General features: G+C 74.2%; 16 protein-coding genes and 1 pseudogene. 10 read left to right on the top strand and 7 right to left on the bottom strand.

Features of this window, described 5'->3' with window-relative positions; translation table 11 throughout:
* Together dxs and HWY08_RS14475 are read right to left on the bottom strand one after the other, a co-directional pair.
* On the bottom strand, positions 1 to 1358 hold a 1358-nt coding region (dxs, locus tag HWY08_RS14480), incomplete at its 3' end, for a 1-deoxy-D-xylulose-5-phosphate synthase (RefSeq protein ID WP_176066390.1).
* 5 nt (positions 1359 to 1363) lie between these two features.
* Entirely contained in the window at positions 1364 to 2245 is an 882-nt protein-coding gene (locus tag HWY08_RS14475) for a polyprenyl synthetase family protein (RefSeq protein WP_176066388.1), read from the bottom strand.
* A 162-nt stretch (positions 2246 to 2407) separates the two neighbouring features.
* Here HWY08_RS14475 and HWY08_RS14470 point away from each other — a divergent pair, with 162 nt between their 5' ends.
* The 10 genes from HWY08_RS14470 to HWY08_RS14425 are packed head-to-tail and all read left to right on the top strand — an operon-like array spanning position 2408 to position 13282.
* Entirely contained in the window at positions 2408 to 3253 is an 846-nt protein-coding gene (locus HWY08_RS14470; protein WP_176066386.1) for a substrate-binding domain-containing protein, read from the top strand.
* Positions 3250 to 4086, top strand: a complete 837-nt coding sequence (locus HWY08_RS14465; RefSeq protein WP_176066384.1) for a hypothetical protein — start codon at positions 3250 to 3252, stop codon at positions 4084 to 4086. The genes HWY08_RS14470 and HWY08_RS14465 overlap by 4 nt, the downstream gene beginning before the upstream one ends.
* Complete coding sequence (gene hpnA / locus HWY08_RS14460) at positions 4076 to 5125, top strand: hopanoid-associated sugar epimerase (protein ID WP_176066382.1); 1050 nt, start codon at positions 4076 to 4078, stop codon at positions 5123 to 5125. The genes HWY08_RS14465 and hpnA overlap by 11 nt, the downstream gene beginning before the upstream one ends.
* Positions 5110 to 6117 carry an adenosyl-hopene transferase HpnH gene (gene hpnH, locus HWY08_RS14455; RefSeq protein WP_176066380.1) on the top strand — a complete coding sequence of 336 codons (1008 nt, stop codon included), beginning with the start codon at positions 5110 to 5112 and terminating at the stop codon, positions 6115 to 6117. Before hpnA ends, hpnH begins: the two co-directional genes overlap by 16 nt.
* Positions 6118 to 6130: 13 nt before the next feature.
* Positions 6131 to 7174: a type 2 isopentenyl-diphosphate Delta-isomerase gene (fni, locus tag HWY08_RS14450; RefSeq protein WP_176066378.1), complete on the top strand. Its 1044-nt coding sequence runs from the start codon at positions 6131 to 6133 to the stop codon at positions 7172 to 7174.
* Positions 7171 to 8859 (top strand): phytoene desaturase family protein, encoded by a 1689-nt coding sequence (locus tag HWY08_RS14445; RefSeq protein WP_176066376.1) that lies wholly within the window; start codon positions 7171 to 7173, stop codon positions 8857 to 8859. Before fni ends, HWY08_RS14445 begins: the two co-directional genes overlap by 4 nt.
* A 9-nt stretch (positions 8860 to 8868) precedes the next feature.
* Complete coding sequence (locus HWY08_RS14440; protein ID WP_176066374.1) at positions 8869 to 9810, top strand: phytoene/squalene synthase family protein; 942 nt, start codon at positions 8869 to 8871, stop codon at positions 9808 to 9810.
* Positions 9807 to 11780 carry a squalene--hopene cyclase gene (shc, locus tag HWY08_RS14435; protein ID WP_176066372.1) on the top strand — a complete coding sequence of 658 codons (1974 nt, stop codon included), beginning with the start codon at positions 9807 to 9809 and terminating at the stop codon, positions 11778 to 11780. Before HWY08_RS14440 ends, shc begins: the two co-directional genes overlap by 4 nt.
* Before the next feature lie 6 nt (positions 11781 to 11786).
* Positions 11787 to 12569 (top strand): carotenoid biosynthesis protein, encoded by a 783-nt coding sequence (locus tag HWY08_RS14430; protein WP_176066370.1) that lies wholly within the window; start codon positions 11787 to 11789, stop codon positions 12567 to 12569.
* Entirely contained in the window at positions 12566 to 13282 is a 717-nt protein-coding gene (locus HWY08_RS14425; RefSeq protein WP_176066368.1) for a phosphorylase family protein, read from the top strand. Before HWY08_RS14430 ends, HWY08_RS14425 begins: the two co-directional genes overlap by 4 nt.
* A gap of 153 nt (positions 13283 to 13435) precedes the next feature.
* Here the strand turns inward: HWY08_RS14425 and HWY08_RS14420 are convergent, their stop codons facing one another.
* The 5 genes and pseudogenes from HWY08_RS14420 to fdnG all read right to left on the bottom strand — a co-directional run.
* Positions 13436 to 14230, bottom strand: coding sequence for an SDR family NAD(P)-dependent oxidoreductase (locus HWY08_RS14420; RefSeq protein ID WP_176066366.1), 795 nt, complete (start codon positions 14228 to 14230; stop codon positions 13436 to 13438).
* A 129-nt stretch (positions 14231 to 14359) separates the two neighbouring features.
* Complete coding sequence (locus tag HWY08_RS14415) at positions 14360 to 14701, bottom strand: LuxR C-terminal-related transcriptional regulator (protein ID WP_176066364.1); 342 nt, start codon at positions 14699 to 14701, stop codon at positions 14360 to 14362.
* Positions 14702 to 14861: 160 nt separating this feature from the next.
* Positions 14862 to 15707: a formate dehydrogenase accessory protein FdhE gene (locus HWY08_RS14410; protein WP_176066362.1), complete on the bottom strand. Its 846-nt coding sequence runs from the start codon at positions 15705 to 15707 to the stop codon at positions 14862 to 14864.
* Between the two features lie 114 nt (positions 15708 to 15821).
* Positions 15822 to 17981, bottom strand: coding sequence for a 4Fe-4S dicluster domain-containing protein (locus HWY08_RS14405; RefSeq protein WP_176066360.1), 2160 nt, complete (start codon positions 17979 to 17981; stop codon positions 15822 to 15824).
* A gap of 20 nt (positions 17982 to 18001) precedes the next feature.
* Positions 18002 to 20455: pseudogene (fdnG, locus tag HWY08_RS14400) on the bottom strand (formate dehydrogenase-N subunit alpha); the annotation flags it as partial.
* Between the last annotated feature and the right edge of the window lie 7 nt (positions 20456 to 20462).

Here is a 20462-nt window from a genome sequence, read left to right as displayed (position 1 = left end):
TTCTCGTCCGAGGGCGCCATCACCACCAGGTTCGGCACGCAGCGCAGGTAGGCGAGGTCGAAGGCGCCCTGGTGCGTCTTGCCGTCGGCCCCCACCAGCCCCCCGCGGTCGAGCGCGAAGGTCACCGGCAGCTTCTGCAGCGCCACGTCGTGGATGATCTGGTCGTAGGCGCGCTGCAGGAAGGTCGAGTAGATGGCCACCACCGGCTTGAGCCCCTCGCACGCCAGCCCGGCCGCGAAGGTCACCGCGTGCTGCTCGGCGATCCCGACGTCGTAGGTCCGGTCCGGGAAGCGCTGCTTCGCCTTGATGAGCCCGGTCCCCTCCAGCATGGCGGCGGTGATGGCCACCACCCGCCCGTCGCGCTCCATCTGCTCGCACAGCGCCTCGGCGAAGAGGTCGGTGTAGCTCTTCACCGCCGCCTTCTTGGCGACCGACTTGCCGGTCGCGACGTCGAAGAAGGAGAGGGCGTGGCCGCGGGTGGCGAGGTCCTTCTCGGCCGGCTGGTACCCCTTGCCCTTGGTGGTGATGGCGTGCACCAGCACCGGGCCATCGCAGCTCTGGACCTTCTTGAAGGTCTCGACCAGCCCCACCACGTCGTGGCCGTCCACCGGGCCCACGTACTGGAAGCCCATCCCCTCGAACAGGATGCCGGGCGACACGAGCGCCTTGGTGGCGTCGATGCCGCGCCGGATCACCTCGATGGCCCGGGCGCCCTTCGGCAGCTCGCGCAGGATCTCCTTCACCGTGCGGCGCCAGCGGTTGTAGGTGCGGGAGGCGAACTTCTTCGTGAACCACTCGGAGAGCGCGCCCACGTTGGGCGAGATCGACATCTCGTTGTCGTTCAGGACCACGAGCAGGTCGCGCGCGAGGTAGCCGGCCTGGTTGAGGCCCTCGAAGGCGGCTCCGCCGGTGAGCGCGCCGTCGCCGACGAGCGCCACCACCTTCCCGGCCTCGTCCTGGAGCCGCCGGCCCTCGATCATCCCGAGCGCGGCGGAGATGGCGGTCGAGGCGTGGCCGACGCCGAACGCGTCGTGCTCCGACTCGTGCCGCTCGGGGAACCCGGCCAGCCCGCCCTCGGTGCGGATGGTCCGGAACCGGTCGCGCCGGCCGGTGAGCAGCTTGTGGGCGTAGGCCTGGTGCCCCACGTCGAAGACGAGCCGGTCCTGCGGCGAGTCGTAGACGTAGTGCAGCGCCACCACCAGCTCCACCGCGCCGAGCGACGAGCCGAGGTGGCCGCCGTTCTTGGCGCAGGTCGCGACGATCTCGTCGCGGATCTCCTGGCACAGCGCCGGCAGCTCCCCCGGCGCGAGGCGCTTCAGGTCCTGGGGCGAGTCGATCGCGTCGAGACGTCTGGACATCGCGTTCACCTCTTCCGCGTCACGACGAACCGCGCCAGCGCGCGCAGCGCCTCGGCGGGCGCGCCGAGCGGCGCCAGGACGGCCAGCGCCTCGTCGCAGGCGGCGCCGGCGCGGCGCCGCGCCTCGTCCACGCCCACCAGGGAGGGCAAGGTCGCCTTGCCGGCCGCCTGGTCCTTGCCGACGCGCTTCCCGAGCGCGGCGGCGTCGCCGGTCAGGTCGAGCAGGTCGTCGGCGATCTGGAAGGCCAGCCCGAGCTTCCGCCCCACCGGCTCGAGCCCCCGCGGCGAGCCGGTGGCCGCGATCGCGCCGCCCACCACCGCGGCCGAGATGAGGGCGCCGGTCTTGGCGGCCATGAGCTCCAGCACCTCGTCCTCGGTCAGCTTGCGCCCCTCCGCGCCGATGTCGAGCGCCTGCCCCTGGACCATGCGGAGCGCGCCGTCCGCGAGCAGCGCCGCGAGCGCCGCGGCGCGCGGGTCGCCCGTCCCGAGCAGGTGCCGGAACGCCAGCGACTGCAGCCCGTCGCCGACGAGCACCGCGGTCGCCTCGTCGTACGCCTTGTGCACCGTGGGGCGGCCGCGCCGCAGGTCGTCGTCGTCCATGGCCGGCAGGTCGTCGTGGACGAGCGAGTAGGTGTGGATCATCTCCAGCGCGAGGGCGAAGCGCAGCGCGAGCCCGTCGTCGCCCGGGTCGCCGCCGAGCGCCTCGCAGGAGGCGAGCACGAGGGCCGGGCGCAGGCGCTTGCCGCCGCCGAGCAGGGCGTACTCGATCGCCTCGGCCAGGCGCGCGGGCCGCTGGCGCTTCTGGTCGGCGGCGATGCGCCGCAGGTGGCCGTCCACGCGCCCTGAGACGCGCCGGAGGTAGTCCTCGATGTCGAAGGGGCTGGTCACGGGGCCGGAGTCTATACCGCTCGCCGCCGCGTGCGTCACTGCGCGCAAAGAAGCGGCGCGGCCCTGCTCCGGATCAACCTCGATCGCGCCCTCGATCGCAGCCCCATTCGGGCGATCACCGAGGGGTCACCTCGTCCGGTCAACCGCGGTATCTTCCCGCCGATGAAGCTCGCCGCGCTCGCCGCGCTCGTCGCGCTCGCTGGCGGCGCGGCCCCGCCCTCCGCGTCGGAGCAGCGTCTCCTCGTCGTCTGCGCACCCGGCTCGCCCGGCACCACCGCCGAGGCGCAGCCCACCATGGACGCCTTCGCCGCCGCGCTGACCGCGAAGGCCGGGCTCCCCGCCGGCTCGCTCGGCGCCGTCTACGAGCAGGCCGAGGACGCGGGGGTGGCGCGCCTGCGCCGTCCGGAGGCGGGGGCGGCCCTCGTCTCGCTGCCGTTCTTCCTCAAGCACGAGCGCGAGCTCGCGCTGCGCGCGCGGCTCGCCGCGGTGCCGAAGGGGCGCGCGCCGCTGGAGCGCTGGGCCCTCGTGGCGCGGAAGGGGCGCGTGGCGAACGCCGCCGCGCTCGACGGCTTCACGGTGGCCTCCAGCGCCGGGTTCGCACCCGCGTTCGTGCGCGGGCCGGCCCTCGGCGCCTGGGGCGCGCTCCCGCCCACCGCGCGGATCGTGCAGTCCGTCGCGGTCCTGTCCGCGCTGCGCAAGGCGGCCGCGGGCGAGCGCTGGGCGGTGCTGCTCGACGCCTCCCAGGAGGCCGCCCTCCCCTCCCTGCCGTTCGCGTCCGAGCTCGAGGTCGTGACGCGCTCGGCGCCGCTCCCCGGGGGGCTCGTGGCCGCCGTCGACGCGCGGCTGCCTCCGAAGACCTGGCGCGCCCTCGAGGCGGGGCTGCAGGCGCTCCCCTCCGACGCGGCCGGCGCGGCCGCCCTCGACACGGTCCAGACGGCGCGCTTCGCCCCGCTCGACGAGGCGGCGCTGGCGCGCGCGCGGTCGGCCTACGCGGAGGCGAGCCGGTGAGGGGGGCCGAGGCCCTCGCCGCCGCCGGGGCGGCGCTCCTCGCCGCGGGCGCCTGCGCCCCCGCGCTGCGCGAGCCCGCCCCGGTGTCCGCGATCGCCCCCGGCACCTCGGGCGGCCGCGGCGCGAGCGAGCTCGTGCGCGAGGCCGACGCCGCCTGGGCGCGGCGCGCCGACCCCCACGAGGCCGAGCGGGCGCAGGCGCTCTACCTCGACGCCGCGGCGGCCGACGAGCGGCGCGCCGACGCGCTCCTCGGGGCCATGCGCGCCATGACCTTCCGGCTGGAGCGCGAGCGGGACGCCGCCGTCCGCGGGCGCCTGGCCGCGGAGCAGGTGCAGCTCGGGCAGTGGTGCCAGCGGCGCGCGCCGGCGGAGCCGGCCTGCGACTACCGGCTCGCCATCGCCCTCGGGCAGCAGGCTCGCGAGCGCTCCTCCACGGGCAAGGACGCCCTGGGCAAGATGGTCGAGCTCCTCCGGCGCGCGAGCGCCGCCGCGCCGGCGCTCGACGGGGGCGGCCCGCGCCGCGTCCTCGCCCTCGTGCTGCTGCGCGCCCCGGGCTGGCCCATCGGGCCCGGCGACCCCGAGGCGGCGCTGGCCGAGGCGCGCGCAGCCGCCGCGGCGTTCCCCGAGGTGCCCGAGAACCAGCTCGTGCTCGCCCAGGCGCTCGCCGCGAACGAGGCGCCGGACGCCGCGCGCGCGGCCTACCAGCGCGCGCTGGAGCTCGCCGGCGCGGCGGCGGCGGCGGGCGACCCCGAGGCGCCGCGGGCGCGCGAGGAGGCGGCGGCGGGGCTGGCGCGGCTCGAGGGTTCGCCCGCGGGAGGCCCCCGTGCCCGCTGAGACCACCTCGGCGCGCCGCCCGGTGCTCGTCACCGGCGCCACGGGCTTCATCGGGGCGAACGTCGTCCGGCTCCTGGTCGAGCGCGGAGAGGCGGTGCGCGTCCTGGTGCGCGCCTCCTCCGACCGCGGGAACCTGGCCGGCCTGCCGGTCGAGGTCGCGCCCGGCGATCTCCGCGACGCCGCCGCCGTCCGGCGCGCCGTCGAGGGGTGCCGGCAGGTGTTCCACGTCGCGGCGGACTACCGCTTCTGGGCCCGCGACCCGCGCGAGCTCTACCAGAGCAACGTCGAGGGCACGCGCCACGTCATGGAGGCCAGCCTGGCGGCCGGGGTCGAGCGCGTCGTGCACACCTCGACCGTCGGGACCATCGGGCTCGCCGCGCACCCCCGGCCCTGCGACGAGGCGACCCCGCTCCTCGAGGGCCAGCTCACGAGCCACTACAAGCGCTCGAAGCTCGAGGCGGAGCGGGTGGCCCTCGACTTCGCCGCCCGCGGGCTGCCGGTGGTGGTGGTGAACCCGAGCGCGCCAGTGGGCCCGTGGGACGCCCGCCCGACGCCGACCGGGCAGATCATCGTCGACTTCGCGCGCGGGAGGCTCGCCGCGGTGGTGGACACCGGCCTCAACGTCGTGCACGTCCGCGACGTCGCCGAGGGCCACCTGCTCGCGGCCGAGCGCGGGCGGGTGGGCGAGCGTTACATCCTCGGGCACCAGAACATGACCCTGGCGGAGATCGTGGCCGAGCTGGCGGAGATCACGGGCCGCCCCGCGCCGCGGCTGCGGCTCCCCTACGCCGTCGCCTGGACCGCGGGGGCGGTGAGCACGGCGCTCGCCACCTGGGTCACCCACCGGCCGCCCGGGGTCGCGCTCGAGGCGGTGCGGATGGCGCGGCGGCGGATGTTCTTCGACGCCTCGAAGGCGGTGCGGGAGCTGGGCCTGCCGCAGACGCCGGTGCGCGCGGCGTTCGAGGAGGCGGTGACGTGGTTCGAGGAGCGGGGGCTCATCCCCCGCTCCAGGAGGAGGGTGGCGTGGGCATCCCGTTGAAGCAGGCCATCGCGGTGGGGAAGTACATCGCCGCCCAGAAGCTCCGGCGCCGCAAGCGCTACCCGCTCGTGCTGATGCTCGAGCCGCTCTTCCGGTGCAACCTGGAGTGCGCGGGGTGCGGGAAGATCCAGCACCCCGAGCGCATCCTCGACCAGCACCTCTCCCCGGAGCAGTGCTGGGCCGCGGCGGAGGAGTGCGGCGCCCCCATGGTGAGCATCGCCGGCGGCGAGCCGCTCATCCACCCGGCCATCGACCGGATCGCGGCCGGGCTGGTCGAGCGGGGCAAGTTCGTCTACCTCTGCACGAACGCCATCCTGCTCGAGCGCAAGCTCGACCTGTTCCAGCCCGACGACCGGCTCACCTTCAACGTCCACCTCGATGGGGTCGAGGCGCGGCACGACGCCTCGGTCCAGCGGGCGGGCGTCCACCGCGCCGCGGTGGCGGCCATCCGGGCCGCCAAGGCGCGCGGCTTCCGCGTCACCACCAACTCGACCATCTTCGTCGGCCACGACCCGGCCGACCTGCACCGCTTCTTCGACGAGGTGACCGCGCTCGGGGTGGACGGGATGACCATCTCCCCCGGCTACGGCTACGAGCGGGCGCCGGTCCAGGACAAGTTCCTGCACCGCGAGCAGACCCGTGCGCTCTTCCGCGAGGCGCTGGCGCCGGCCGCCGCGCGGCGCTGGCGCTTCAACCACTCCCCGCTCTACCTCGACTTCCTGAAGGGCGAGCGGGAGTACCAGTGCACGCCCTGGGGCAGCCCCAACTACAGCGTCCTCGGCTGGCAGCGCCCCTGCTACCTCTTCGGCGAGGGTTACGCCCGGACCTTCCGCGAGCTGATGGAGGAGACCGACTGGGATCGCTACGGGACCGGGCGGCACGAGAAGTGCGCCGACTGCATGGTCCACTGCGGCTACGAGCCCTCGGCGGTCGAGGACAGCATGGCGTCGCTCGGGAACGTGGTGCGGTCCATCCGCTCCACGGTGGGCTGAGGCGGGGGAGCGGATGGACCGGAAGGACAGCCACCTCACGCTGTGCCTGACCGCGCCGGTCGAGCTCGGGGCGGGCGACGCGAGCGGCTTCGGGGGCCTGCGCTTCGAGCACGACGCGCTGCCCGAGGTCGACCGGGCGGCGGTCACGACCGAGACCGAGCTCCTGGGCAAGCGCCTCGCCGCGCCGCTCGTGGTGGGGGCGATGACCGGCGGGACCCCGCGCGCCGGCGAGCTGAACCAGCGGCTTGCGAAGGCGGCCGAGGCGTGCGGCGTCGGGTTCGCGCTCGGCTCGCAGCGCCGGATGCTGGAGGACCCCTCGACCCGCGCGACCTTCGCGGTGCGCGAGGTCGCGCCCGGGCTCCGGCTCCTCTTCGGCAACGTGGGCGCCGTCCAGCTCAACTACGGGGTGGGCGCGGCGGAGGTGAGGCGCCTCGTCGAGGCGGTCGGCTGCGACGCGTTCAACTTCCACCTGAACCCGCTGCAGGAGGCCATCCAGCCCGAGGGCGACACCCGCTTCGCCGGGCTCGTCGCGCGGCTGCGCGAGGTCGCGCCCGCGGTGGGGGTCCCCGTCCTGCTCAAGGAGGTCGGCGCCGGGATCAGCCGCGCCACCGCGCTCAAGATCCGCGAGCTGCCGGTGGCGGGCGTCGAGACCGCCGGCGTGGGCGGGACCTCCTGGGCCAGGATCGAGAGCCTGCGCACCGCCGACCCGGTGCAGCGCAGCACCGGCGAGCTCTTCGCGCGCTGGGGGATCCCCACCGCCGAGAGCGTCGCCACCTGCCGCGCCGTGCTCCCGGATCGCGTGGTCATCGCCTCCGGCGGCATCCGCAACGGCATCGAGGCCGCCAAGGCGCTGGCGCTCGGCGCGGACGCCGTGGCGCTGGCGCTCCCGCTCCTCAAGGCGGCGGAGCGCTCGACCGAGGAGGCGGTGCTCGCGCTGCGCCGGGTCATCGAGGAGCTGCGCACGGCGATGTTCGTCACCGGGTGCCGCACCGTCCCGGAGCTGCGGCTCCGGCCGCTGGTCCGCGCCCGCGATCTCACCGCGCAGGAGCCGGCGTGACCGCCCCGGGACGCGAGCCCGCCTCCCGCGCCGGGTACGACGCCGTCGTCGTCGGCGCCGGCATCGCCGGCCTGGTGGCCGCGAGCGAGCTCGAGCGGCGCGGCCGGAGCGTGCTCGTGCTCGAGCACAACCACCAGGCGGGCGGCCTCATGTCGGGCATCCACCGCCGCGGCTTCTACTTCGACGTGGGCTGCCAGTCCTTCGAGGGCATGGGGATCGTCTTCCCGCTGCTCGACCAGTACGGCCTCTCCGACCTGGCGCGCTTCCGCCGCGCGCGCTACCGCCTGGTGATGCCGGGGCTCGACGCGGACGTCGAGTCGCTGCCCCAGATCCGGCGGGCGTTCCAGCAGGCCTACCCGGAGAGCGCCGAGGGCTTCGGGCGCGTCTTCGCGCTCCACGAGCGCACCTCCGCGCTCATCCAGCGCCTCTTCACCCCGGCGCGGGTGCCCTACGTGGAGGACGAGAGCGCGCTGGCGCTCCCCCGCTGGATCTCCCGGGCGCTGGGCGGGCCGGGGTGGGCCTCCCCGGCCGCGGCCGTGCAGCGGGTGGCGGACCTGCGCACGCTGCTGCTCGACGACTTCAGGCCCTGGTACGAGCGCCAGCTCCCGCCGTCGGGCGCGCGCGACCTGCTCTCCCGCTGCGGCTACACCGGGATGAACGTGTTCGTCGCCTCGGCGTTCTGGCACCTCTGGGCGCACGACTACTGGTACCCGGAGGGCGGGCTGCAGCCGTGGCTCGACCGCTGGGTCGCGCGGCTGGAGGAGCGCGGCGTCCGCTTCCTCTTCAAGCGGACCGTCACCGCGCTCGAGAAGGCGGGCGACGAGGTCCGCGCGGTCCTCACGCACAAGGGGGAGCGGTTCGCGGCGCGCCAGGTCGTCTACTGCGGCGACTATCGCCAGGCGGTCCACGGGCTCGTCGGGGCGGAGCGCTACGACCGGCGCGAGCTCGACCGCCTCGACCGCGCGCGGCACTCGGACGCGATGGTCTCGGTCTACCTGGGGCTCGACCTCCCCGCGGCGGCGCTGCGCGAGCAGCTCCGGACCTCGCACGTCTTCTACTTCCCCTCCTTCGACTGCCAGACCACCCTCGACCCGCGGGACCCGGACGCGCACCGCAAGGCGTTCCTCGAGGTCACCGCGCACGGGATCGCCGACCCGGTCCCGGGGGCGCGCTCGGCGGTGGTGCTCCAGGCGTTCACGCGGCACGACTGGCAGGGCGGCTGGGGGACCGGGCTCACCGGCGACCCGGCCCGCGAGCGCGCGACGCCGCCGCGGACCCCCGCCTACCGCCGCCTGAAGCGCGAGGTGGCCGACCAGCTCCTCGCCTCGTTCGAGCGGCTCGTGCCGGGCGCCGGCGCCCGCGTCGTCTACCGCGACGTGGGCACCCCCGCCTCGACCGTCCGCTTCACGCGCAACGCCTTCGGCGGCACCTGCGGCTTCGAGCTCAACTGGCGCAACTTCCCGTTCGTGAACCCGCTCGCGCACGTCGCCACGCCGCTCGACAACCTTCACCTGGCGGGTCACTTCACGGTGTGGCCGGGGGCGGTGCCGACCGCCGCCCTCTCCGGCAAGATCGCGGCCCTGCACGCCGACCGGGGGCTCGCCGCGGGCAGGCGCGCCCACCGGCGCCCGGGAGGGCGGGGCGAGGGCCGGCGAGCGATGGTCGACGCAGCCTCGGGGGGTTGAGCGATGGAGATGCCGATCGCAGCGGAGCGTCCGGAGCCGAGCCGCGGCGTGTCGCAGGGCGAGCTGCTCGAGGGGTGGGCGGACTGCTGGCGCATCCTGCGCGAGCACGGGAAGACCTTCCACGTCATGGCGCGCGTGCTCGGGGCCGAGCGCGGGAACGCCATCGCGGCGCTGTACGGCTTCGCGCGGGTGGCGGACGACGCCGTCGACGAGCCCGCGCCCGGCGACACCCCCGACGCCATCCGCGCGCGCCTGCGCGACATGGCGGCCGAGCTCCGGCGCGCCGTCGCCGGCGAGAGCCGCCAGCCCCGCTTCGCCGTGCTGGGGGAGACGGTGCGGCGCTACCAGCTCCCGCTCGAGCCCTTCGACGACCTCTTGACCGGCGTGGCGACGGACCTCGAGCCGGTCCGCTTCGCGACGTTCGCGGAGCTCGAGCTCTACTGCTACCGCGTGGCCGGGACGATCGGGCTCCTCATCACGCCGGTGGCGGGCTACCGGCCCGAGAGCCGCGCGCTCGAGCACGCGAAGACGCTCGGCACGGCCATGCAGCTCACCAACATCCTCCGCGACGTCGGGGAGGACTTCCGGCGCGGGCGCGTCTACCTGCCCGGCGAGGACCTGCTGCGGTTCGGCGTCTCCGACGCGGACCTGGCCGCCGGCCGCACCGACGCCCGCTTCCGGGCCCTGATGGACTTCCAGATCGAGCGCGCCCAGCGCCTCTACGCCGAGGGGCGCGCCCTCATCCCGCTCCTCACCAGCGGCCGCGGGCGCGCCGCCTTCGAGTTCGCCGTCGACGCCTACTCCGGCATCCTGGGGAAGATCCGCGCCGCCGGGTACGACGTCTTCACGCGGCGGGCGCACCTCAAGCTCGGCGAGAAGCTGGCGCTGCTCCCCTCCGCGGCGTTCCGGGCGTGGGCCGCCGGGCTCGAGGGCGCCGGGAGCCACGCGTGACCAGCGCCCCGGTGCGGAGCATCGCGCCGCCGCTCGCCGGCCGGGCGCGGGAGGCGGCCCGGGCGGCGGGGGACTTCCTGTTCCGGATCCAGCGGGCCGACCACTGGTGCGCGGAGCTCGAGTCGAACCCCACCATCACCGCGGAGTACGTGCTGCTGCGCCAGGCGCTCGGGCTGGATCTCGCCGCGCGCGCCGAGGCGACCACCCGCTACCTGCTCTCGCGCCAGCACCCCGACGGGAGCTGGGGGATCGGGCACGGGCTGCCCGGCGACGTCTCCACGGCGGTCGAGTGCTACCTCGCGCTGCGCCTGCTGGGGCGGCCCCGGGACGACGAGCCGATGCTCCGCGCCGAGCGCTTCATCCGCGCCGCCGGCGGGATCGCCAGGGTGCGCGTCTTCACGCGCATCAACCTGGCCCTCTTCGGCCTGTTCCCCTGGGATGCGGTGCCGTCGGTGCCGCCGGAGATCATCCTCCTGCCGCCCTGGAGCGCCATCAACATCTACCGGCTGTCGAGCTGGGCGCGCAGCACCATGGTCCCGCTCTTCATCCTCTTCCACCACCGGCCCGTCTTCGCGCTCCCGGGCGGCCGCTCCCCGGAGAGCGGCTGGCTCGACCACCTCTGGCTCGACCCCGCCCACAAGCACGTCCCCTACCGCCCGTCGGTGGCGGCGACGCTGCTCCGCGACGGCCCCGGCTGGAAGGCGTTCTTCAACGCCGGCGACGCGCTGCTCCGCGCCTACGAGGGGCTGCGGGAGGCCGGCCCCCTCCCCCGCCTCCGCCAGCACGCGCTGCGCGCGTGCGAGCGGTGGGTGCTGGAGCACCAGGAGGAGAGCGGCGACTGGGCGGGGATCTTCCCGCCCATGCTGAACGGCGTGCTGGCGCTCCACCTCGCCGGGCACCCGCTCGACTCGGATCCGGTCCGCCGCGGCCTCGAGGCCATCGAGCGCTTCGGGATCGAGGACGGCGAGGGCTTCCGGGTCGAGGCGTGCCAGTCGCCGGTGTGGGACTCGGCGCTCTCGCTCATCGCGCTGGCCGACGCGGGTCAGGATGGCCGCGCGCCGCGCCTCGCCGCGGTGCGCCGGTGGATCGAGCGGAAGCAGATCCTCGAGGACCACGGCGACTGGAAGGTCTACAACCGCCGCGGCGCGCCCGGCGGCTGGTCGTTCGAGCACGCGAACACCTGGTACCCGGACGTCGACGACACGGCCGCGGTGCTGCTTGCCTTCCTCAAGGGCGACCCCTCCCGCCGCGGCGACGAGGTCGTCCGGCGCGGCGCGGCCTGGATGGTCTCGATGCAGAACCGCGACGGCGGCTGGGCCGCCTTCGACGTCCAGAACGACCGCACCTTCCTGAACCAGATCCCGTTCTCGGACATGGACTCGCTCTGCGATCCCTCGTCGCCGGACGTCACCGGGCGGGTGCTCGAGGCGCTCGGCGCGCTCGAGGACCCGCGCTGGCGCGCCGCCTGCCGCCGGGGCCTCGCCTACCTGCGGGGGGCCCAGGAGCCGGAGGGCAGCTTCTACGGCCGGTGGGGCGTGAACTACGTCTACGGGACCTCGAACGTGCTCTGCGGCCTGGCGCGCCAGCGCGTCCCCGGCTCGGACCCCATGGTCGCGCGCGCGCTGCGCTGGCTCGCGTCGGTCCAGAACGCGGACGGCGGCTTCGGCGAGGGCCTCGACTCGTACGCGGATCGCGCCGCCATGGGGCGGGGACCGTCGACCGCCTCGCAGACGGCCTGGGGCGTGATGGGGCTGCTCGCCTACCGCCCGCCGGAGGACGAGGCGGTGGCGCGCGGCGTCGCCTGGCTCGTCGACCGCCAGCTCGACGCCGGCCCGGCGGCCGGGTCGTGGGAGGAGGCCGCCTTCACCGGGACCGGGTTCCCGCGGCACTTCTACCTCCGGTACCACCTGTACCGGCACTACTTCCCCCTCATGGCGCTCGGCCGGTTCTGCGCCGCGAGCGGCGCGTAGGTGCCCGTGGCCGCGGCCGGGCTCTCGCTCCTGTGGGGCACGGTGGTGCACCGGCCCTACGTCTACGCGTTCTTCGCCTGCTTCCTCGCCTTCGCCGGCCACCAGCTCGGCCTGCGGCGCACCCTCACCTTCGCCGTCTCGACCTGGCTCATCGCCTTCGGCTGCGAGTTCAGCTCCACGCGCAACGGCTTCCCCTTCGGCCCGTACCGCTACTTCGACGAGACCCGGACGCGCGAGCTGTGGATCGCGAACGTGCCGTTCTGGGACTCCCTCTCGTTCGTCTTCCTCTCCTACTTCAGCTTCGCCCTGGCGGCGGCGCTGCGCTCGCCGCCGGACGCCCTGGCCCGCGGCGAGTGGCCCGGCCTGCGCCGCCCGTCGACGCCGCTGGTGGGCGGGCTGGTGATGATGCTGCTCGACGTCGTCATCGACCCGGTCGCGCTCCAGGGCGAGAAGTGGTTCCTCGGGCGCGTCTACGAGTATCCGTACCGGGGCTTCTACTTCGGCGTGACCGCCGCCAACTTCGCCGGCTGGTTCTTCGTCGGCGCCGCGAGCCAGTGGGCGTTCCAGCTCGCGCTGCGCGTGCTGCCCTGGTGCGCCGGGCCGTGGCGGCGCGTCTCGCCGCGCTTCGTGTGGGCCGTGTACGCGGTCTACGCCGGCGTGTTCGCGTTCAACCTGGTGGTCACCCTCGCGATCGAGGACCACGCGCTGGCGGCCGCCTCCGGCGCCGTGATCGCCGCGACGCTCGCGACCCTGGCGTGGCGCTTCCGGGCGCGGAGCAGCCTGGCGTGATCGTCGTCTGCGCGGCCACCGGCACCGAGGCGGACGCGTGCCGCCGCGGGATCGCCGACGCCGGGGCGGCCGGGTTCGAGGTCCTCGAGACCGGCGTCGGCCCCGCCCGCGCCGCCGCGGCGCTGGCGCGCTGGCTCGAGGGCGGGCCGGGGGTGGTGGGCCGCCCGCCCCGGCCCAGGGCGGCGCTCGCCGTCTCGACCGGCTTCGCCGGCGCGCTCACCGCGGGCGTGGCCCCGCTGGCGTGGGTGACCGCCTCGAGCCTGCACCGGCTCGCCGGCGGGCGCGCCGTCGAGGTGGTGCTCCCGCCGGGCCTGCTGCGGGTGGCGGCGGGCGCCACCGCCTGCCAGCTGCTCACCGCCGGCGAGGCGCTGGCCGGGCCCGTCGCGGGCCTCGGGCCGCCGGCCGCGGTGGACATGGAGTCGGCGGCGCTGGGCGAGGTGGCCGGGGCGGCGGGGATCCCGTTCCTCGTCCTGCGGCTCGTGACCGACACGCCCGGCCGCCCGCTGGCGCCGCTGGGGCGGCAGCTCGCCCGGGCGCTCTCGGCCGAGGGCGCGCCGGCGCGCGTGGCGCAGGGCGCCCGCGCCGCGCTCGAGGCCGTGCGCGCGCCGGGGCGCGCCGCCGCCTTCATCCGCGAGAGCCTGAGCTGGCGCGCCCAGCTCCGCGCCGGCTGGCGGGCGCACGCCGCGGCCGGCCTGCCGGCCCGGCCACCCTGACCGCCTCACGGCGGCGCTCGGTCGAGTTGATCGCGGCGGCGCCGCCCCGCCGTGAGATCAGGTCCGGCGCCTTCGGCGCCTCACTTGCGGGGGGAGAACTCTCCCCCCGCAAACACCCCCCATCGCAAGCGTCACTTCAACTGGGCTGCGCCATCAGACGATGGCCCGGACAACCCCGCCGTCGACGCGGAGCGCGGCCCCGTTCACGCCCGAGGCGCGCTCGCTCGCGACGAAGGCCACGAGCGACGCGATCTCCTCCGGGGTCTCGAAGCGCTGGAGCAGCGAGGTCGGCCGCGCCTCGCGGAAGAAGTCGCGCTCGACCTCGTCCGCGCCCTTGCCCTGCTGCCGCGCCAGCCCGGCGACGAACTCGCCCACCCCCTCGCTGGCGGTCGGGCCGGCCAGGATGGCGTTCACGGTGACGGCGGTCCCGCGCGTCAGCTCGGCCAGCCCGCGCGCGAGGCCGAGCTGGGCGGTCTTCGTCACCCCGTAGTGGATCATCTCGGCCGGGATCTGGAGCGCGCTCTCGCTCGAGATGAACAGGACCCGGCCCCAGCGCCGCTCCAGCATGCGCGGGAGGTGGTGGCGGGAGAGGCGGACGCCGGACAGGAGGTTCACCTCCAGGAAACGGAGCCAGTCCGCGTCCGGCACCTCGGCGAACGGCTTCGCCTCGAAGATGCCCACGTTGTTGACGAGGATGTCGGCGTCCGGCGCCGCGGCGGCCACGTGCTCCGCGCCGCGCGCGCTGCCGAGGTCGGCGGCCACCCCCGCCACCTCCGCGCCCGGCGCCTCGCGGCGCACGCGCGCCATCGCCTGCTCGACGCGCGCGGCGGTCCGGCCGTTCACCACCACGGCCGCGCCCTCGCGCGCCAGCTCGATCGCGACGGCGAGCCCGATGCCCGCCGTCGAGCCGGTCACCACCGCGCGCTTCCCCCGCAGCTGGAGATCCATCGCGCGTGTCTAACGCGCGAGGGGGCGCGCGGCGCGCCCGCGTGCTCCCGGCGCGGCGCGAGGCGGCGGGACGCCTCCCGGCGCCCGCTCGCCCGCGACCGCGTCACGCGTCCCTGCGAGCGCCCTGGCCTAGCGCGCCAGGACGGCCGAGCTCTGCTCCGGCTGCACCGCCGGCTGCGAGGTGACCGTCGGCCGCGGCTCGATCCGCTCGCCGCGGGACAGCATGTTGAGGGACGTCATCAGCAGGCTGGAGATGAGCTCGCCCGAGCCGGCCACGTCGAGCTTCCGGTAGATGCGCTTCCGCCGCGCGCGGATCGTCTCGGGGGAGACGCCCGCGGCCGCCGCGGAGTCCTTGCACGCGAAGCCTTGCGCCATCCTCAGCACCTCGGCGCGCTCGGCCGGGGTGAGGGTGGAGCCCTCCAGGTACTTGGCGGTGAAGGGAGCCAGGATCTCGACGTCGATGTGGGGCATGGGACGCGTCCTTCTGCTGTTTGAGGGCCTGCCGGCCCGTCCGTGGTACGACCTTTCGGCGGGTGGGTCTCCTCGTCGCCCCCTACCCGGCCGCTTGCTCCGCGTGAGGCCAACCTAGTCACGCCCCCTCGGGTTGCCACCCCCACGGTGCGGATTACCCCTACAGGTCGTACAACGACGCGCCCGCCCGTTTCAATCCCCGCTCCCGCGCCACCAGGTCGAGGTGGAGCGTGGTCCAGTCGGCCAGGAAGACCCGCTCCTCGCCTTCACCCGCGTAAGTCTTCAGGTATCCGCCGCAGCTGCCGCAGGTGTCGAGCCGCAGCCGGTCCTCGCCCTCCAGCTCGAGGACGCCCAGGCGCTCGAGCGACTCGTTGCCGCAAAAGGGGCAGCCGGTCCGGCGAAAGGCCCAGGTCGTGGCGCAGCAGCCGCAGGTGAGCGTCCTCCGCCGGCCCTGCTCGTCGCTCGACAGCTGGGCGAGCGGCGGCGGCGCGCCGCAGGTCGGGCACTCGCCGCGCCGCCAGGGATCCTCGCCGCCCGCGGCGGCGGCGGCGCGCCACGCGGCGTACGCGCCCAGCACCGGCGCGAGCGTCGCCCGGAGCGCCGACCAGCCGAGGAACCGGAGCAGCCCCGCCTGCGCGACGGCGCCGGCCGGCTCCGCGTCGCCGCGCACGAACGCGAGCGCCGCCGCGCGCGCGTCCGGCGAGGAGCGCAGGAGCTGGCGCAGCGCCTCCGCGTCGGCGCGCAGCTTCTCCGGGTGCGGCCCCTCGGCCAGCCGCGCCACCACCTCGGCGAGCTGCGCGCCCGCGGGCGCGAGGTCGACCGCGGCCGCGGCGCTGTGGAGGAGCGGCACGCCGGCCGCGTGATCCTCCGCGTACGCGTCGAGGCGCGCCGGCGCGAGCGGCGGCACGGGGACCGCCGCCACCGCCTCGTCCACGGCGGCCTGGAAGCGGGCCAGGGGCTTCAGGTAGGGGTGCGCCGCGATCCAGCGCTGCAGGGCTTCGTCCATGGCGTCCTTCCGTGCTGCGAGCGGCGCGACGCCGCCCGGAAAAAATCCGGGCCGCCCCCCGTCCCCAGCAGCGGGGAGGTCGGGGAGCGGCCCGGGAACCGTCACGACCGCGGGCTAGCGGGGGCTCGCGGCCTCCTCCTTCGGCAACACCGGCATGAGGCGCGCGCCGAGGCCGAAGAGGAAGATGGTGGCCGCGACGAGGCCCACCGAGACGCCCCACTCGAAGACGCTCGGCGCGTACGCCTGCGGCTCGAAGACGGGGGCGATGCCCTTGAGGTTCATCGCGAACATCACCACGTTGACGCGGTTGAAGACCACGCCGCCGCAGGCGAGCGCCGCGCCGAGCGCGAGCAGCCCCGGGCTCCGGCGCGCCTTGTCGGTCGCGAGGAGCGCCAGCGGCAGGACGCCGCCCAGCACGACCTCGGCCGCGAAGAGGCCCGACTTCGGGCCCGCGAAGGCGCCCGCGAGCTGGCCGCGGACGGCCAGGTCGCCCAGCCGGAACGCCTCGAACACGAGGAGCGCCCAGAAGGCCACCTTGCCCAGGGCCGCCAGCTGCGCCACGCGGAGCTCCCGCTTCCAGGCCTTCGCGATCCACATCTCGACCAGGATCACGAGCGCCACGCCCGCCGCGATGGACGAGAGGAAGAACGACACCGGCATCACCGGCGACCACCACTGCCGAGCGAGCTTGTCCGGCATGAGCAGGAAGAGCGAGCCGAGCGAGCTCTGGTGCATGGTGGAGAAGGTGACCGCCGCGATGGCCAGCAAGATGGGCTGCGGCTTCTCACCGTCCTTGGTGCGGAAGGCCCAGGCCAGGAAGCCGAAGGCCGCCGCCGCGACCGCCGCGTAGGCGACGTTCCGGGAGAGCAGGAAGACGAACAGGGTGAGCGCGAACACCACGTACCAGGGCGCCCACTTCTTCCAGATCGCCTGCGCCTTGGTGAGGCCCCACCGCTCGAACGGCACCGGCAGGAACTCGGCCAGGAGCACGGTCACGTAGAGGCCGACGCACCAGGACACCTCGAACATGGCCGAGTGCTCCGGCGCCTGCAGCCCGAGCTGGTAGAAGTGCCACGGCAGGCCGAGGTCGGCGAGCAGCGTGACCGTGACGAAGGAGTAGGAGAGCAGGCCCATGAGCACGGCCGACCTGCCGATGGAGTAGAGGTCCTTCCGCTGGAGGACGTAGATGAGGCCGGCCGTGGCGAACGCGCCGGCGGCGACCGCGATCCACACCAGGTCGAAGACGATCCAGAGGCCCCAGGCGTAGGTGTCGGAGAGGTTCGTCGCGCCGCCGAGCCCGAGGGCGAAGCGGGCGAGGAACGAGATGCCGCCGAACGCCATGAGCGCCGCCAGCGCGAGGTTGGCGGGCGTCCACAGCTTCTTCTGCAGCGGGGCGAACTCGGGGTGGTGGTCGTGGGCCTTGCCCTCCGCCTTCTCCACCTCGAGCTTGCGCTTCGACACGGCGTAGGCGCCGCCGAGGGCGAGGCCGACGCCGATGACGGCCGGCGGCACCGCGCCCAGCGCCACCTTCGACGGCGCCGGGTAGCTCTTCGTCCCGACGTCCGGGAACCCGAGCTGGTCGAACGCGACCGGCGACAGGTACAGCATGCCCGTCCCGCCGGCCTCCTTCTCGCCGTAGATGTGGTCGACGTACTTGCCCGGCGCCTTGGCCATCCGGGCGCGGGCCTCCTTCAGCAGCTCCTCCCGGTCGCCGTACTGCAGCGCGCCGGCCGGGCACTGCTTCACGCAGGCCGGGACGGCGTGGGCGGCGGCGAACCGCTTGCGATCCTCGTCGCTGAGCGCCTGCCCGTTGCGCTCCGCGGGCGGGGGCTGCGAGAGGCGGTCGTAGCAGTGGGTGCACTTGCGGATCTTGGGCGCGAGCGAGTCCCACTCCGCGGTGGGCACGCCGAACGGGCAGGCCCACATGCAGTACCGGCAGCCGATGCACTTCGCGTCGTCGTAGACGACCGGCCCTTCCGCCGTCTTGTGCATGGCCGTGACCGGGCAGGCCGAGGCGCAGGCCGGCTCGTCACAGTGCATGCACTGCCGCTTCGCGAAGAGGTAGCGGAGGCCGCCCGGCGCCGCGGCGTCCTCCACCTCGTGCGACTGGAGCACGGTGAAGGTGCTGGCGGAGAGCTTGCGCGGGTTCTGCAGCCCGAGCCCGGGCTGCAGCTGCGTCTTCTCGGCCGGCAGGTCGTTCCACTGCTTGCAGGTGACCTGGCACGAGCGGCACCCGACGCACTTCGTCATGTCGATGAGCGTGGCTTTGGACATTGTCGTATTCCTCGCGGTCGCTAGCGCGACGCGACGGCCTCCGCCCGCTCGGCGCGCACCACGTTGACGAGGCACGCCTTGGTCTCCTGCGTCCCTGCGCCCGGGTCGACCGCGTCGATCGTCAGGTAGTTGGTGCTGGGGCCGGTGCTGAGGCCCTTGAAGCCCCAGTTGTACGGCATCCACACCACCGTGACCTCCTGGCCGTTGATCTTCATCACCTGCATGCGCTTGGTGACCACGGCCTTCACCACCACCTCGCCGCGGGCGGAGGAGACCTTCGCCTTCTCACCGGACTTGAGCCCGAGCTTCTGGGCCAGCTTCTCCGGCACCTCGACCACCGGCTCCGGCGCGAGCTCGTTGAGCCAGGCCACGTTGCGGGTCGTGGACCCGGCGCACCAGTGCTCGGCGATGCTCGACGTCATGAGCACGTAGGGGAAGTCCTTCGTCGTCCCGATGGGCTGGTGCGACTTCACCCGCGGATACTTCACGCACGGGTTCGTCGCCACCTTCGGGTGGAGGACGTTCGCCACCGGGCTCTCGATGGGCTCGTACATCTCCGGGAACGGGCCGTCCTTCGGCACGTAGGAGGCGTCGCGAGGCAGGTCCTCGGGCTTCGCGCCCGGGTCCTTGTACGGGTTCGCCATGAGGCGGGCCACGCCCTCCCCGTTCATGCGGAACGGCTTCTGCCCGTTCGGCGTCTCGGGGCCGTCGGTCGGCACCGGCACGTCGGGCGTGTCGTTGCCGGTCCACTTCTTCTGGGCGGCGTCCCACCAGATGACCGGCTTCGCGTTCGGCCACGGCTTGCCGCTCGCGTCGCAGGAGGCGCGGTTGTAGAGGATCTTCATGTTGCCGGGCCAGGTCCAGGCGAAGCCCGGGTACGTCCCGAGCCCGCTCGGGTGGTCCTTCGGATCGCGGCGCTTCGAGAGGTTCTTCCCGCCCTTGAAGACGCCGGCGTAGATCCACACGCCCGACGAGGTGGAGCCGTCGGCCTGCAGCTCGCCGATGCCGCCGATCATCTCGCCGGTCTTGAAGTTCGTGCCGTTGATCTCCTTCAGCACGGCCTCGGCGCGCCCGTCGGCCGGGTAGCTCCAGGCGGCCTTGAGGATGGGCTCGTCCTTGGGATCGGTCGAGCCGCGGTACGCCTCGCGGACCTTCTGGAAGACCGTGTCGAAGATCTCGATGTCGGTCTTGGCGTCGCCGGGCGGCTTCACGCCGGCGTACCGCCACTGCACCAGGCGGCCGGAGCCGCTGATGGTGCCTTCCTTCTCCATGAAGTACGCCGCGGGCAGCAGCAGCACCTCGGTCTGGATCGTCTTCGGGTCGACGCCGGGCCGCTGCCAGAAGGCGGCGGTCTCGGTCTCCCACAGCTCCTGCACGACCAGCATGTCGAGCTTGGCGAGGGCGTCCTGCACCACCGTCAGGTTGGCGTTGGTGACCATCGGGTTCTGCCCGACGGTCCAGAGGAGCTTCATGTTCCCGGCCAGCGCGGACTCGAAGATGCCGTAGGAGGTGTAGTCCTTCTTGGCGCTCTTCTTGGGCAGCCACCCGAACCCGAAGTCGTTCTGGGCGGTGGCGTTGTCGCCGAACCAGGCGCGGAGCCCGTTCACCGTGAACTTGGCGCGGAAGGTGCCGTTGTTCTTCGTCCACGCCTCGAGCGTCGGCTCGTTGTGCACCGGGTAGTTGAGGTAGCCGAACATGTAGCCGTGCAGCACGGACATGTCGCAGGCGCCCTGGACGTTGGGCTCGCCGCGCAGCGCGTTCACGCCGCCGCCGGCCTTGCCCATGTTGCCGAGGAGCATCTGCAGGATGCCGTAGCACCGGATGTTCTGGATGCCGACGGTGTGCTGGGTCATCCCGAGCGCGTAGAGGATGGTGCCCGGCTTGTTGTTCGCGAAGGTCTCCGCGATCTGCTTGATCTGCTCGACCGGGACGCCCGAGATGTCCGAGCCCACCTGCAGCGTGTACCGGCTGAAGTGCTTCTTCAGCTTGGCGAACACGGTGCGCGGGTCGTCGAGGCTCGCCGCCTTCTGCGGCTTCTTCGACTTCTTGTCGAGGGCGTAGCCCCACGACGCCATGTCGTACTTGTGCTGGTCCTCGTGGTAGCCGGTGAAGACGCCGTCGTCGAACCCGAAGGCGTCATCGACCGTGAGGAGCGCGTTCGTGTGCAGCTTGACGTAGTCCTCGTCGTACAGCTTGTGCTCGAGGATGTAGTTGATCATCGCCGAGAGGAAGGCGATGTCCGCGCCGGGCCGGATGCGCGCGTAGACGTCCGCGATCGACGAGGTGCGGTTGAAGCGCGGATCGACGTGGATGATCTTGGCGCCGTTCGCCTGCGCCTTGCGGATCCACTTCATCGCGATGACGTGGTTCTCGGCGGTGTTCGAGCCCTCGATCAGGAGGACCTTGGCGTGCTGCAGGTCCGCCCAGTGGTTCGTCATCGCGCCACGGCCGAAGGACGCCCCCAAACTGGGGACGGTGGGG

The organism is Anaeromyxobacter diazotrophicus (assembly GCF_013340205.1).
GTDB classification, from domain to species: domain Bacteria; phylum Myxococcota; class Myxococcia; order Myxococcales; family Anaeromyxobacteraceae; genus Anaeromyxobacter_A; species Anaeromyxobacter_A diazotrophicus.
This window is presented reverse-complemented; position numbering and strand designations above follow the sequence as displayed.